We start from the raw sequence: 14,837 nt of genomic DNA on the forward strand, positions 1-14,837 counted from the left end.
TCGCTGGACTGCCTTCCCAAAGAATCTCTTCTCAGACCAATTTCAACTCCCAAAACGCCATATGCGATTCCCCTGCCGTTCACGGGGAGAAGGTGCCGGCAGGCGGATGAGGGGCAGCGCGACCGCCGGTGCTCAGTTCACCGTGCGCCTTGTCCCCGGCAGATCGAGCGAGAAGGCGGGGATTGCGATGTCGAACGTCTCGCCGCGCTTGTTGCGCATCGTGTAGCGTCCGACCATGATCCCGGACGGTGTCGAGAGCGGGCAGCCGGACGTATATTGATAGCTGTCGCCGGGATTGAGCTCCGGCTGGTCGCCGACAACGCCCGGCCCGCGCACTTCCTCGACCCGGCCAGCACCATCGGTGATGTGCCAGTAGCGCGACAACAACTGCACGAACTCGTCCGACTGGTTGTCGATCGTTATCTGATAGCCCCAGACATAGCGGTTCTCCGAGGGATCCGAACGGTCCTCGAGATAGAACGGCCTGACCTGCACTTCGATGTTGCGCGTCACGGCGCGGTACATGAGCGGCTCCAAACAATCCGACGATTTTCGACGCTCCCGGTGAGCAGGTCAACGTGCGCGTCTTGTCGCGCCCAGCCTTGAAGCGCAGGTGCCGACAAAGAATGTCATTTAAGTGACACACGACAATGGTGGTGTGCACGAACCGGGCGACTCGGCGCTCTGTCGAACTGTTGAAAACGGCCATGATGCGGGCCGCCTTTCCGGAGTGACCAGATCTCGATGGAACTCACCTTCATAGCCGCCTCGCTTTCGACCGCTCTCATCTTCTCAAACGCCGCCAGCATTTCGCTTGCCGCCTCACGGCTGAAACGGCGCGGCACGATCGCCCCGCCCGCCGGCAAGTCGCAACCGGTATCGATCGTCGTCCCGTCGCGGGGCGTCGAGGCATTCACGCATGAAACGCTGGAACGCGCCTTCGCGCTCGACTGGCCACATTATGAGCTGATCTTCTGCGTCGCCCATGCGGACGACCCGGTGGTCAAACTGATAAACAGGGCGATTGCCCGGTTTTCCAAGGTGCCGGCCCGGCTGCTGATTGGCGATGACCGTGTCAGCGCCAATCCAAAGCTCAACAATTGCGTCAAGGGCTGGGAAGCGGCGCGCCACAACTGGGTCATCCTTGCCGATTCCAACGTCTTGATGCCGAGGGACTATGTCCAGCACATGATGGCGGCATGGCGGCCCGACACCGGTCTTGTCTGCTCGACGCCGATCGGTTCGCGACCCGAGGGTTTCTGGGCCGATGTCGAATGCGCCTTCCTCAACACATTGCAGGCCCGCTGGCAGTATGCCGGCGAGGCGCTCGGCCTCGGCTTTGCCCAGGGCAAGAGCATGCTATGGAACAAGCCGATGCTGAACGCCAATGGCGGCATTCGCGCGCTGGCCGCCGAGATCGCCGAGGACGCCGCCGCCACCAAGCTGGTCAACGGCCTCGGGCTGCGCGTCAATCTCGTAGCGGCGCCCTTCGAGCAGCCGCTCGGCCAGCGCACCGTTGGCGAGATCTGGTCGCGCCAGGCCCGCTGGGCGCGCCTGCGCCGCGTCACCTTTCCGCTGTTCTTCGCGCCGGAACTCCTGACCGGCGCAGCGGTGCCTCTCGCGCTGGCGCTGGTTGCGGCGGCGAGCGCGGGCGTCAGCCTCTGGGCAACCGTGATTGCCATGTTGGCGGCCTTCTACCTTCCGGAATGCGCGCTGGCCTTGTCCAAGGGCTGGCATCTGTCGCCGCGCATGGTCGCGGCGATGATCGCGCGCGACGTGATGCTCCCGTCCATCTGGGCGCGCGGCTGGCTCGGCGGCGCCGTCGACTGGCGCGGCAATGCCATGACCATCCGCACCAAGGCGGCCGAATTGGAGGAGACGCCGTCGCGCGCCTGATCGCCGCGGACGACGCTCCTAAGCAGCTTATCTAGCGGCCTGCAAAGCCTGCGCGATGTCTTCCAGCAGGTCGTCGGCGTCCTCCAGGCCGACAGACAGCCTGAGCGTGCCAGGCCCGATGCCGAGTTCGGCGCGGGCCTCGTCGCTCAAATTCTTGTGCGTCGTCGTCGCGGGATGGGTGATCAGGCTCTTGGCATCGCCGAGATTGTTCGAGATCAGCACGATGTCGAGGGCGTTCTGCAGGGCGAAGGCCGCCGGCTTGCCACCCTTGACGTCGAGGCAAATCAGCGTCGAGCCGCCCGACATCTGCTTCTTGACGATATCAGCCTGCGGGTGGTCGGCGCGGCCGGGATAGATGACGCGAGCGATCTGCGGCTGCTCGGCCAGGAAGTCGGCGATCCTGCCGGCGCTTTCCGTCTGCTGGCGCACGCGCAGCGGCAGCGTCTCGAGGCCCTTCAGCAAGGTCCAGGCATTAAACGGCGACAGGCTGGGGCCGGTGTGGCGGAAATAGTCGTGCAGGTTTTCGTCGATCCACTTCTTGTCCGATAGTATGACACCGCCCAGACAGCGGCCCTGGCCGTCAATGTGCTTGGTGGCCGAGTAGACGACGATGTGCGCGCCAAGCTGCAACGGCTTCTGCTGCAGCGGCGTAGCGAAGACGTTGTCGACGACAAGCCGCGCGCCGATCGAGTTGGCAAGCGAGGCAACGGCCGCGATGTCGACGACTTCCAGCGTCGGATTGGTCGGGCTTTCCTGGAAGAACAGCTTGGTGTTCGGCCTGACCGCCTTTTCCCAATTGGCAATGTCGGTGCCGTCGACCAAAGTCGCCTCGATGCCATAGCGCGGCGCCAGCGTCTCGACCACCCAGCGGCAGGAGCCGAACAGCGCGCGCGCCGCCACTATATGGTCGCCAGCCTTGACGCTGCACAGCAGCGCCGCCGTCACCGCCGCCATGCCCGATGCCGTGGCGCGCGCGTCCTCGGCGCCTTCCAGCGCGCACATGCGCTTTTCGAACATGTCGACGGTCGGGTTGGCGTAACGCGAATAGATGAAGCCAGGCTCTTCGCCCTTGAAGCGGGCTTCCGCCGCCTGGGCGCTCTTGTAGACATAGCCCTGGGTCAGATACATCGCCTCGGAGGTTTCGCCGAAGCCGGAACGCAGGGTTCCGCCATGCACGAGTGCCGTCTGAGGTTTCCAGTTGCGCTTCTTGGTGCTCATCGCTTTGTTCCAGACACAAAAAAACCGGCCGCGAAAGTCGCAACCGGTCCATACGGCCTTGCGGCCCGACGGTCCTTTAGCGACTTGTTTAACGTGGCTGCAAGCCGACCGGCCAAATCACCACGGGATAACGACCCTTTAGACCCGCGCCACGCTTGCGTCAATTGCCGGCTTCATTAAGAGGTTTGTACCAAGGCAGGTTCCGCAAAGTGCCCAGCGGTTTGCGGCAAGAACCTGCAACAAAGGAGACCAGTCTTGGGGCGGAGCCAGACTTTGCGGCAGACAGGCATTCTTCCCGATCAGGACATTTCGGCGCTGTTCCAGTCCGGCGCGCTGAAGTCGCCGCGTGCGCTTGATGCCGACCAGATCCAGCCGGCTAGTCTTGATCTCAGATTGGGCGAAAAGGCCTGGCGGGTGCGGGCCTCGTTCCTGCCCGGTCCCAACCACAAGGTCTCGGAAAAGCTCGATCGGCTGCAGCTGCACGAGATTAATCTGGCCGAAGGCGCGGTTCTCGAAACCGGCTGCGTCTATATCGTGCCGCTGCTCGAAAGCCTGGCCCTGCCGGCCGACATTTCGGCCTCGGCCAATCCAAAGAGCTCGACCGGTCGCCTCGACATCTTCACCCGCGTCATGACCGACCGTGGCCACGAGTTCGACAAGATCGCCGCCGGCTACAACGGTCCGCTCTATCTCGAAGTCAGCCCGCGCACCTTCCCGATCGTTGCGCGCACCGGTTCGCGCCTGTCTCAAATCCGCTTTCGCACCGGCAACGCGCTGCTTTCAGAAGCCGAACTGCATGAATTGCACAGCGCCGAGATGCTGGTCGCCACCGAGCCGCCAAACATTTCCGGAGGCGGCATCGCGCTGTCGATTGATCTCAACGGCGACAAGGATGGGCTGGTCGGCTATCGCGGCAAGCACCACACCGGCCTCATCGATGTCGACAAGCGTGCCGCCCAGGATGTCCTCGACTTCTGGGAGCCGATCCACAAGAGCGGCGCCGGCGAACTGGTGCTCGATCCCGACGAGTTCTACATCCTCGTCAGCCAGGAGGCGGTGCATGTGCCGCCGCTCTACGCCGCCGAGATGACGCCCTTCGATCCGCTGGTCGGCGAGTTCCGTGTCCACTATGCCGGATTTTTCGATCCGGGGTTCGGCCATTCGGCGGCCGGCGGCACCGGCAGCCGCGCGGTGCTCGAAGTGCGTAGCCACGAAGTGCCGTTCATCCTCGATCATGGCCAGATTGTCGGCCGGCTGGTCTACGAACACATGCTAAAGCGCCCGCAGGCGCTTTACGGGACCGATCTCGGCTCGAACTATCAGGCACAAGGCCTGAAGCTGTCCAAACATTTCCGCCCGCGCTGAACTCCCATTATCACCGGCCGATGCTTGCCCACGGGCAAGATTTTTGAGGTCGAAATGGCCTCGCCCGCCCTTCGGGCCCCACCAGGGGAGAAGGCAGAGTTGGCGCCAGTTACAGCGCCTTCACCGCCACCTTCACCGGCTTTTCGATTTCCAGCGGGTTGCGCAGCGGCAGGCCGAAATCCCCGGCCTCGATCTCGAACACGTCGCCGGCTTCGGTCGTGACGCCGTCGGCGAAGGACAGCGTGGCCGTTCCGAACATATGCACATGCACATCGCCCGGCTGGCGGAACGCCGAATATTTGAAATGGTGGTGCTCGAGATTGGCGATGGTGTGCGACATGTTCGCTTCGCCCGACAGGAACGGCTTCTCCCACATTGTCCTGCCGTCGCGCACGATGCGTGACGTGCCGCGGATGTCCGAAGGCAGGTCGCCGATCAGAATTTCGGGCCCGAACGAGGCATTGCGCAGCTTGGAGTGGGCGAGGAACAGATAGTTCACGCGTTCGGTCACATGGTCCGAGAATTCGTTCGACAGCGTGAAGCCGACACGGAATGGCGCGCCGTCATCGCCGATGACATAGATCCCGGCGATCTCTGGTTCTTCGCCGGCATCCTTGGCAAAGGCCGGTGACATGAGCGCGGCACCAGGCGCGACCGCCATGGTACCGTTGCCCTTGTAGAACCATTCCGGCTGCACGCCGACCTGGCCTTTCGCGGGCTTGCCGCCTTCCAGCCCCATGCGGAACATCTTCATGGAATCGGTAAGTTGCTCCTCGCCGTCGGTGCTGAGCTTCTTGTGCATGGAATCGCGCGTCGCGGCCGAACCGAGATGCGTTAATCCCGTGCCGGTCAGATGCAGATGCGCCGGGTCGGGGTGATTGATCGGCGACAGGAGGCGGCCCCTCTTGTAGGCGGCGTCGAGATCGACCGTCTCGCCCAGTCCCTTGCGTTCGATCAGGGCCGTCAGGCCGACGCCGGTGCGGGCGGCCTCCATCGCCAGCGAATAGACGCTGCGCGCGCCGTTGATGATCCGGGTCTTCCCGCCGCTGCGGGCAACGACACGGATCGTCTCGGCGTCGTCGAGAATCTGCGAGATCAGCATGATCAGTCCTCTCTCATTTATCTGTATCCGGCTGCCAATGGGCAAACCCTGACCGGCGCGGCGCGGGAACGCGCCACGGTTGAAACGTTTCGTCCGGATTGCGTTCGCGAACCTGGTCCTTCCCCTGACTTCTTGGTGCCGACGGGCCGCCGGCAGCTTCGCGATCTAGAACCCGTATGCCTCCTAGTCCTCGCCCCAGCCCTTAAGCCTTGTTCTTGTTGTAGACGTCGAAGATGACGGCCCCGAGCAGGACCAGTCCCTTGACCACCTGCTGCCAGTCGACATTGACGCCCATGATCGACATGCCGTTGTTCATCACGCCCATGATGAAGCCGCCGACCACAGCGCCGATGACCTGGCCGACGCCGCCCATCGCCGAGGCGCCGCCGATGAAGACGGCCGCGATGACGTCGAGCTCGCTGCCGAGGCCCGCTGCCGGCACGGCCTGGCCGAGACGCGCCGCGATGATCAGGCCGCCGAGCGCCGACAGCACGCCCATATTGACGAACACCAGGAGCGTCAGGCGCTCGGTGTTGATGCCCGACAGTTGCGCCGCCTTGGCGTTGCCACCCATGGCGTAGATGCGGCGGCCAATGGTCATGCGCTTAGTGACGAAGACGAACAATGAAATCAGCACGCCCATCACCAGCAGCACGATCGGCAGGCCCCGATAGGTCGCGAACTGGAAGACCAGGAACAGCGCCAGCGCGCTGCCTACCAGGATCTTGATGACGAACAGCGTGAAAGGCTCGGCCTCATAACCGTGGCGTTCGCGCTTGCGCCGCGCCCTGAAGCCGAAATAGGCGTAGGCGAGCACCGCGATCACGCCCAGCACGATCGTCGTCATGTGCAGCGTGAGCCCGCTACCCAAAATAGTCTTGCCGGCCGCATTCACCGTCGGTGGGATCAGCGTCAGCGGGCCGATTACGTCCGGGATGAAGCCGGAACTCAATGCCTTGAAACTGTCGGGAAGCGGACCGACCGAGGAGCCACCGCCAAGCAGCGCCTGGCAAATGCCGCGGAAGATCAGCATGCCGGCGAGCGTCACGATGAAACTTGGTATGCGGTGATAGGCGATCCAGTAGCCTTGCGCCCCACCGATCAACCCACCGACGATCAGGCAGACGATCGAGACCACGAGCGGGTTGCTGAACATGCCAAGCGGCCAAATGACCATCATCATGGCGGCAAGTGCGCCGATGAAGCCGGCGACCGATCCTACGCTGAGATCGATGTAGCCGGCGACGATGACCAGCAGCATGCCGAGCGCCATCACAATAATGAACGAGTTCTGCTGCACCAGGTTGCTGAGGTTGACCGGTTTGAACAGCGTTCCCGACGTCGTGTACTGGAAGAACAGCATGATGACGATCAGCGCGATGATCAGGCCGTATTCGCGCAGGTTCGTCGTCAGCGCCGAGACGGCGATGCGAGGACCCTGCTTGACGTCCTCGGCGGTGCCGCTTTGCGGCGCGGGAGCGCTGTCTGTGCTCATGATGCTTTTCCTTCTCCGCGAACAATGGCGCGCATGATCTTTTCCTGGCTGGCGTCGCTTGCCGCCATCTCGCCGACGATGCGCCCTTCGTTCATGACATATATTCTGTCCGAGATGCCGAGCAGTTCCGGCATTTCCGATGAGATGACGATGATCGCCTTGCCCTCGGCGGCGAGGCGAGCGATGATTGTATAGATTTCGTACTTGGCACCGACGTCAATGCCGCGCGTCGGCTCGTCGAGGATCAGAACTTCCGGGTCGGCGAACAGCCATTTCGATAGCACCACCTTCTGCTGGTTGCCGCCCGAGAGATTGCCGGTCAGCTGATAGACGCTGGATGCGCGGATATTGGTCTTTTTGCGATAATCGTTGGCGACGCTCATTTCGCGCATATCGTCGATGACGCCGCCATTGGAAACGCCGGCGAGGTTGGCCAACGTCACATTGTGCTTGATGTGGTCAATGAGGTTCAGCCCATAGGTTTTGCGGTCTTCGGTGACGTAGGCGATGCCGTTCTGCACCGCCTTGCCCACTGTCGAAAGGTCCACGGGCTTGCCGTTGAGCAGCACCTCGCCGCTGATGCGCCGGCCATAGGAGCGACCGAACAGGCTCATGGCGAATTCGGTGCGGCCGGCGCCCATCAGCCCAGCGATGCCGACAACTTCGCCCTTGCGCACCTTGAGGTCGATGCTCTTGATCACTTGCCGTTCGGCATGGATCGGGTGGTAGACGGACCAGTCCTTGACCTCGAAAATGACGTCGCCGATATGAGGCTCGCGCGGCGGGTAGCGATCGTCGAGGGACCGGCCGACCATGGAGGTGATGATCCGGTCCTCGCTGATGTCCTTCCTCGGCAATGTCTCGATCGTGCGCCCGTCGCGGATGACCGTCACCTTGTCGGCGACGCGGTTCACCTCATTGAGCTTATGGGAGATCAGGATTGAGGTCATGCCCTGCCGCTTGAACTCAAGTAAAAGATCGAGCAGCGCCTGGCTGTCCTTCTCGCTGAGCGATGCCGTCGGCTCATCGAGGATCAGGAGCTTCACTTCCTTGCTGAGTGCCTTGGCGATCTCGACCAACTGCTGCTTGCCGACGCCGATATGGGTGATCAGCGTCTTGGGGTCTTCCTTGAGCCCGACTTTCTTCAAAAGCCCGGACGTGCGTGCCTCGTTGGCGTCCCAGTCGATGACGCCGTAGCTGGCGTGCTCGTTGCCGAGGAAAATGTTCTCGGCGATCGACAGCATCGGCACCAGCGCAAGTTCCTGGTGGATGATGACAATGCCCTTGTGTTCGCTGTCATGGATGCCTTTGAAATGGCATTCCTGGCCCTGAAAAATGATCTGGCCATCATAGGTCCCGGAGGGATAGACGCCCGACAGCACCTTCATCAGGGTCGACTTGCCGGCGCCATTTTCGCCGACCACGGCGTGGATCTCGCCTTCCTCTACGCTGAGGTTGACGTTCGAGAGCGCCTTCACGCCGGGAAACGTCTTGGTGATGTCGCGCATCTCCAAAATCGTCGAGGTCATCAGGACAAGCTCCTAGGAGGCCGGTAAAACCCATACCGGGGTCGCTTTTAACGAAAAGGGGCCCTGCGTTGCGCAGGACCCCTGACTTTATAACCGAAATTACTTCAGGTCTTCGGCCTTGATGTAGCCGGAGTCGACGACCAGCGCCTGGTAGTTCGACTTGTCGACTTCATGCGGCGTCAACAGGATCGAGGGAACGACCTTGACGTCGTTGTTGTAGGTCTTTTCATCGAGGCCTTCCGGCTTGCCGCCCGAGAGCACCTTGTCGACCAGCTGCACCGTGGCCTTGGCCAGTTCGCGGGTGTCCTTGAACACGGTCGAGTACTGCTCGCCCGAGATGATCAGCTTGACCGACGCGGTCTCGGCGTCCTGGCCGGTCACGATCGGCCAAGGCTGTGCGTCCGTGCCGTACCCGACAGCGCGCAGCGAGGCGGTGATGCCGCGCGACAGGCCGTCATAGGGCGACAGGACGCCATCGACGCGGCTGCCGTCCGAGTAGTTGGCCGACAGGAGGTTGTCCATACGTGCCTGGGCGGTTGCCGCGAGCCAGCGCAGCGTGCCGACCTTGTCCATGCCGGTCTGGCCGGACTTGATCTTGATCGAGCCGTCGTCGATCAGCGGCTGCAGGACGGAGATTGCGCCATTGTAGAAGAAGAAGGCGTTGTTGTCGTCGGGCGAGCCGCCGAACAGTTCGACGTTCCACGGCTTGGTGTTCGGGAAACGCTCCTTGAGCCCCTTGACCAGCGAATTCGCCTGGATCACGCCGACGCCGAAATTGTCGAAAGTGGTGTAATAGTCGACATTGGCGGTCTTCTTGATCAGGCGGTCATAGGCGACGACGACGACGCCCGCGTCGTTGGCCTTCTGCAGCGCATCCGACAGGGTGGTGCCGTCGATCGAGGCGATGATCAACGCCTTCGGGCCCTTTGTGATTTCATTTTCCAGCTGGCTGAGCTGGTTGGGGATGTCGTCCTGCGCGTACTGCAGGTCGACAGTGTAGCCGAGAGCCTCGAGCTGGGATTTGACGGCGTCGCCGTCATTGATCCAGCGCTGCGAGGTCTTGGTCGGCATCAGCACGCCGACAAGACCCTTATCGGCCGCGTGCGCCTGATAGCTCATGGCAGCGATGCCAAGGGCCGCGACGGCGGCCAGCGTTTTGATGATCTTCAACTTACTCTCCCTGGTTGATGGACGCGACACCTCGGGGCTTCGCGGGCCGCGCAGCCAGACAGGAGCGCAAACGCGCGGCTGTCGGCTTTATCGATCTCCGGTATCCTCCCAATCGGCTCCGCGATGCAGTTTCAATCGATACGATTTTGGTCGTTACCGCCCTTGCACCCCGGAACGCGCGAAGGGTGGGTCGCTTTGCCATAACTGTCAAATGCGATCTTTGGTGGTTGCTATACCGAAACCGGTATGATCTAGCATGCGGAAAGGAACCGGCGGAAGGGCTGGAAGATCATGGCGGCATTGCGCGATCCCGATGCGATTCCCGTAAGTTACGAGAAGCTCCCGGGCAATGCGGAGACACTCCTGCGCAGTGGCTTGAGCTTGCGCCACATGCGCATGATCGCCGCCCTCGACGATCACGGACGGGTGAGCGCCGCGGCCCAGGTCATGAACATCTCCCAGCCGGCCGCCTCGCGCATGATCGCCGAGATGGAGGCGGTGCTCGACGTGAAGCTGTGCGAACGGCTGCCGCGCGGCGTGACCCTCACCCCCTATGGCCAGGCGCTCGCCAGGCGGGCCCGCTCGATCCTGCTCGAGATGCGCGAAGCCGACCGCGAGATTGCCGAGCTCAAGGCCGGCAAGGGCGGTTCGGTGTTCCTCGGCGCCGTGACCGCGCCGGCGATCGAATTGGCCGTGCCGGCGATTCGCGAGATCCGCCGCATCTACCCGCGCATCGAGATCACCATGCAGGTCGAAACCTCCAATGTGCTCGCCCGCGAGCTGATCGCCTCGCGCCACGACTTCATCATCGCCCGCATTCCCGACGACCTCAATCCGCGGCTGTTCGAATCCCGCGTGATCGGCGTCGAGAAAGCCTGCCTGATCGTGCGCCGCGGCCACCCGCTCGCGAGGGGTAATGTAGTGCGGCTGGAAGACACCGCTGCCTATGATTGGGTCTTCCAGTCAGGCGGTTCGCCCTTGCGCCAGGCGATGGAGAGCAATTTCCTGAACCGCAACATCGCGCTGCCGGACCGGATCTTGAATACCAGCTCGCTGCTGCTCACGCTGGTCATGGTCGCTCAATCCGATGCCATAGCGCCGGTCTCGGTGCAGGTGGCGAAGTTCATCCAGAACCCGGACGGACTTGCCGGCGCCATCGACGTCGTCCAGACCGAGTTCGACATCGAGGTCAGGCCCTACAGCCTGATCACGGTCAGGAATCGCGTACTGTCACCGGCGGCCAAGATGCTGCATGATTTCATCCTGCGTGAAGTGGGGTGATGGAACGAGAACCACCTCCGCGCGTTCAAAACCGATCGGCATGCGCGCTGGAGCCTGTTTCGGGCGAGGGAACGAGGTGTCGGTAGTTAACAGCTCGGGAGGTTTTTATGGAACGTCGGTTGTTTCTTGCTGGAATGCTTGGCGTTGCGGGGGCGGTTGCGTTTGCAAGCGTGGCCCGACCCGGCCGCGCGCTTGCCGGTGTTCCCCAAGGCAATGGAATTCTCGATGAGTTGGACAAGCCGGATCCGGCTGTCTTCGAAGGGGATGACGAGGTCGAACTGGAGCAGGTCTCCCACCGCCGTTGGCATCGCTGGAGACATCATGGTCCCGATGGCTACTGGCGTCGGCGCCATGGACGCCGCCGCGGCTGGAGACGGGTTTGCCGCAGCTACTGGCGCCACGGACGCCGCCGCGTCCGCTGCTGGCGCGAGCGCGTCTGGCTCGGCGTCTGGCTGTAATCGCTTCTGGCTGACGTCAAAGGGCGGCCACCGCAGCGTGGCCGGCCTTTGCGCGTATCTTCAGGGCTCTTCGAGCCCAAGGCGCGGCGTTGATTACCCAGTTGTAACGTGTTTGGGCCTGCATTCTGCCTTAGCCTAAGGTCGAATCGACGGAACCATATAGGCCTTTATCCGTTGAGGCGCTGTTTAAGCGGAGCTTTGACCATGGCGGGGGACCATCAAGAAGAACGGCATTCTGCAATCGACATGACGCGGGCCGCGGATCATCGGCACGCATGAAGGGCGTCGCGATACTGACCGAAGCCCGCAGCGGCTCCGAATGGCTTGGCAGCCTCACAAACAGCACGGGATTGTTCGGCAAGTCGGCCGAGTGGCTCGACACGACCAATCTGGGGTGCAAGCCGAAATCCTTCGATGATCTGCTGTCCGCCGTGATCCATCGCGGCAGGACTGCGAACGGCACGTTCGCCGTGAAGCTGTTTCCACGGCACCTTCACTGGTCGCAGGCCAAATACGGAGCCGACTTCCTGGCGGAATGCGGCCGGCGCCATGACATGGGTCTGGTCCTGCTGGAGCGACGGGACCGTCTTCGCCAAGCGATTTCCTATTGCCGGGCAAAGGCGTCGGGCCATTGGAGAAGCACGATGGGCGGCGCGGATCTGGTTCCGCAATACGACTTCGCCGGTATCTGCCAGGCCTATTTCCTGATCGAGCAGAGCTATGCCTTCTGGGAGGCTTACCTGCGGTTGGCCGATCTGCATTACGATCGCTTTTTCTATGAGGATCTGTTGGACGATCCTCGTCCTTACGTCGCGTCGGTGGCCCGGCAGTTGTCGGTGGAAATGCCGGACGGAGAGTTCGAGACGAATTTGCGCCTGCAGCGGGACGACCTCACCGAAGATTGGGCGGAGCGGTTCCGCAACGACGTCAAATCGGAAGACCTGCTGGCGCATCTGCCCAGGAAGGTGGCGCCGCGGAATATCAACAACCTCGCCCGGTTCCTCCTCAAGAAGCAGATGCGAATCGGCCAAGCCTAGGCTCACCGACAGTGCTGCCAAATGGACGGGTTCCGCCTAGGCCAACGGACTCTTGGCTTCAGGGTGGAGCGGGTAGCGGGAATCGAACCCGCGCGTTCAGCTTGGGAAGCTGACAGGCTACCATTACATCATACCCGCGCTGCAGCCTCGTTATCATGACGGCATGGCTTGGGGCAATCGCAAACCGGTCTCACAATGCGGGCTTCGCCAGCTCACCGGTGACGGTCGGCGCCGGCTCCCTGGCCTTTGCGACATCGCCGCCGGCGGCGAAGCTCGGCCAGTATTTCGAGATGGCCAGCGTCGCGCCGGCGGAAGAGAAATGCCCATAGTCGAAATAGAGAAACTGCTTGCTGGTGGCATCCTCATAGGAACAGCCGATGGCGTCGCACAGATAGGTAAGTGGATCGATGAAGGTCGCGCCCTTGGCGAAGAGCTGCACCTGCTTGTTGATGTCGGGATCCATGGCCATCGGCCAGGATGTGTTCGCGGCGCCTTCGTGTTTAGCAAAGAAAGCGACCTTCTGGACGTCGGCGATGAACTCCGGAGACTGGCCGATGACATAGACCTTGACACCCATGTCGCGCAGGCGGTCGATCGTCGTCTGCAGTCCGTCGAAGCCCCTGGCCTGGTAGTCCGTCCATCGGCCGCTCAGGATCACCGCCTGGATCTTGGCATCGCGGATGATCGACAGCGCCCGTTCGTTGAAGCGGGTGCAGGTTGGCCTGGCGTAGGAAAAATAACTGAGGTTGGGTGGACAGCCGGCATAGGTATATTGGATGACGTTGGCCTGGATTTTCTGCGCGTTGGCCTCCAGGCCCGAAACGTAGTGAGCCGCGAAGGAATCGCCCCACAGCAGCACATTGGTGGGAAAGCCATGCGTGCGCGTGCAGTCGGCAAGGTTCCAATTCTCGATCCGGCTCGTACCCTCGTTGAAGCAGACGCCATTGCGCCAGTCGTCCACCACGATCCGTTGCGTCGAGAAATCGGGGAACCGCTGCGGAAAGCCCTTGCCGAGCACACCGGCCAGGCCGCCGACGCACAGCAGGGCGATCGCCGTCGCCGAAAAGGCAAAGATCGGCAGCGGGGCGGTGAAGGTTCGCTTCTGCCGGAAAGGCTGCTCGACATATTTCCACGAGAAGGTCGCGAGGGCGAAGCTGGCCACCGTCATCGCGACGATCGTCGGCACCGAGATGGCTTTCAGCGAGAGGTAATGGACGAAGGAATTGATCGGCCAGTGAACAAGATAGAGCGAATAGGAGATGAGGCCGACCCAGACCATCGGAGCGAATTGAAGCACACGCGTGGCGACAGGCACGGGCCGGTCCGCATGATTCTGGCCCGCGTAGATGAGCAGGGCCGTTCCGATGCAGGGAAACAGGGCATTGTAGCCGGGAAACGGATCGCTTTCCGAAATCGTGAGGAAACCGAATGCGAGCAGGGCAAAGCCTGCAAGACCGACCAGTTCCGTTGCCGTCCGGTTGGCAAGTGGCGGCGGCTTTTTCAGCATCAGCATGGCACCCAGCGCCAGCTCCCAGGCGCGTGTCGGCAAGAGGTAGAAGCCGGCGGTCGGCGCCATCGTGGTCGCCATGACCGCCAGGGCAAAACTGCCGATGGCGATCGGCAGAAGTATCGTCAACCAGCGCTTCGAGGCATACCGGTAGATCAGATACACAAGGATCGGCGCGAAGATGTAATACTGCTCCTCGACCGAAAGCGACCATGTGTGCAGCAGCGGCCGCAGTTCGGCGTCGATCGAAAAATAGTTCGTCGTCTTCCAGAAATAGATGTTCGACCAGAAGGTCGAGGCCGCAATCACGCTGAGGCTGAATTCGTGTAGATCCGACGGCAACAGGATGAACCAGGCCGCAATGCTAGCAAGCAGGATGACGAAGGTCAGTGCCGGCAGGATGCGCCGTGCACGACGCCAGTAGAAGCGTCCGATCGAGAACTGGCCGCGCTCGAGATCATCCAGCAGGCTGCCGCTGATCAGGTAGCCCGATATCACAAAGAAAATATCGACGCCGGTGAAGCCCCCGGGAATGGCGGATACGCCGAAATGGAAAAGCACCACGGGCAGCACTGCAACGGCCCGCAGACCATCGATGTCGCGCCTGTAATTCATTCGACCGGTCCGTACGCGGTGACCCGCGGTGGCCGTGCGGCGCCGCCTGACATGCCCGTCATAAGGCAATCCCCATTGTGCGAAAAACCTTGGCTCGTAGGCCTCACGGACTGTGCTATGCAGCACAACTTTGCTGCAGTGCAACATCCGTGTCAAGGCGAATA

At 62.1% G+C, this 14,837-nt stretch carries 12 protein-coding genes, 1 tRNA gene and 1 riboswitch; of the genes, 4 read left to right on the forward strand and 9 right to left on the reverse strand.

Translation table 11 applies throughout. The features are described from left to right. Window positions 1-132 precede the first annotated feature (132 nt). On the reverse strand, window positions 133-525 hold the full coding sequence (apaG, locus tag FJ434_RS28040; protein WP_027146773.1) for a Co2+/Mg2+ efflux protein ApaG: 393 nt from the start codon (window positions 523-525) through the stop codon (window positions 133-135). Window positions 526-744: 219 nt separating this feature from the next. Between apaG and FJ434_RS28045 the strand changes: the two genes are divergently transcribed. Then, entirely contained in the window at window positions 745-1,896 is a 1,152-nt protein-coding gene (locus FJ434_RS28045; protein WP_140752743.1) for a ceramide glucosyltransferase, read from the forward strand. A 27-nt stretch (window positions 1,897-1,923) separates the two neighbouring features. Here FJ434_RS28045 and FJ434_RS28050 read toward each other — a convergent pair whose 3' ends face one another. Further along, window positions 1,924-3,114, reverse strand: coding sequence for an O-succinylhomoserine sulfhydrylase (locus FJ434_RS28050; RefSeq protein WP_140752741.1), 1,191 nt, complete (start codon window positions 3,112-3,114; stop codon window positions 1,924-1,926). A 56-nt stretch (window positions 3,115-3,170) separates the two neighbouring features. Continuing rightward, window positions 3,171-3,248, reverse strand: a riboswitch (SAM riboswitch). A gap of 139 nt (window positions 3,249-3,387) precedes the next feature. On the opposite strand from FJ434_RS28050, the gene FJ434_RS28055 reads away from it, so the two are divergent. Further along, complete coding sequence (locus FJ434_RS28055) at window positions 3,388-4,479, forward strand: 2'-deoxycytidine 5'-triphosphate deaminase (protein ID WP_140507736.1); 1,092 nt, start codon at window positions 3,388-3,390, stop codon at window positions 4,477-4,479. Window positions 4,480-4,588: 109 nt separating this feature from the next. Here FJ434_RS28055 and araD1 read toward each other — a convergent pair whose 3' ends face one another. The 4 genes from araD1 to chvE form a co-directional block, all read right to left on the reverse strand. Beyond that, window positions 4,589-5,581, reverse strand: a complete 993-nt coding sequence (araD1, locus tag FJ434_RS28060; RefSeq protein ID WP_140507549.1) for an AraD1 family protein — start codon at window positions 5,579-5,581, stop codon at window positions 4,589-4,591. Between the two features lie 202 nt (window positions 5,582-5,783). Then, on the reverse strand, window positions 5,784-7,076 hold the full coding sequence (mmsB, locus tag FJ434_RS28065) for a multiple monosaccharide ABC transporter permease (protein ID WP_027145661.1): 1,293 nt from the start codon (window positions 7,074-7,076) through the stop codon (window positions 5,784-5,786). Next, the gene (mmsA, locus tag FJ434_RS28070; protein WP_027145662.1) at window positions 7,073-8,605 is read right to left on the reverse strand and encodes a multiple monosaccharide ABC transporter ATP-binding protein; all 1,533 of its coding nucleotides are present in this window, start codon (window positions 8,603-8,605) and stop codon (window positions 7,073-7,075) included. Before mmsA ends, mmsB begins: the two co-directional genes overlap by 4 nt. Window positions 8,606-8,704: 99 nt before the next feature. Further along, window positions 8,705-9,775, reverse strand: coding sequence for a multiple monosaccharide ABC transporter substrate-binding protein (chvE, locus tag FJ434_RS28075; protein ID WP_140507547.1), 1,071 nt, complete (start codon window positions 9,773-9,775; stop codon window positions 8,705-8,707). Window positions 9,776-10,066: 291 nt separating this feature from the next. Here chvE and FJ434_RS28080 point away from each other — a divergent pair, with 291 nt between their 5' ends. Beyond that, window positions 10,067-11,056: a LysR family transcriptional regulator gene (locus tag FJ434_RS28080; RefSeq protein WP_140752739.1), complete on the forward strand. Its 990-nt coding sequence runs from the start codon at window positions 10,067-10,069 to the stop codon at window positions 11,054-11,056. An 86-nt stretch (window positions 11,057-11,142) separates the two neighbouring features. On the opposite strand, the gene FJ434_RS29960 is transcribed toward FJ434_RS28080, so the two are convergent. Continuing rightward, entirely contained in the window at window positions 11,143-11,409 is a 267-nt protein-coding gene (locus tag FJ434_RS29960) for a hypothetical protein (protein ID WP_181166158.1), read from the reverse strand. Window positions 11,410-11,789: 380 nt separating this feature from the next. Between FJ434_RS29960 and FJ434_RS28090 the strand changes: the two genes are divergently transcribed. Next, window positions 11,790-12,551, forward strand: coding sequence for a Stf0 family sulfotransferase (locus FJ434_RS28090; RefSeq protein WP_140752737.1), 762 nt, complete (start codon window positions 11,790-11,792; stop codon window positions 12,549-12,551). Between the two features lie 64 nt (window positions 12,552-12,615). Here the strand turns inward: FJ434_RS28090 and FJ434_RS28095 are convergent. Beyond that, window positions 12,616-12,689 (reverse strand) — tRNA-Gly (locus FJ434_RS28095). Window positions 12,690-12,741: 52 nt separating this feature from the next. Continuing rightward, window positions 12,742-14,673 carry an acyltransferase family protein gene (locus FJ434_RS28100; RefSeq protein WP_140716193.1) on the reverse strand — a complete coding sequence of 644 codons (1,932 nt, stop codon included), beginning with the start codon at window positions 14,671-14,673 and terminating at the stop codon, window positions 12,742-12,744. Between the last annotated feature and the right edge of the window lie 164 nt (window positions 14,674-14,837).

The organism is Mesorhizobium sp. B2-5-13 (assembly GCF_006440535.1).
Classification (GTDB): Bacteria; Pseudomonadota; Alphaproteobacteria; order Rhizobiales; family Rhizobiaceae; genus Mesorhizobium; species Mesorhizobium salmacidum.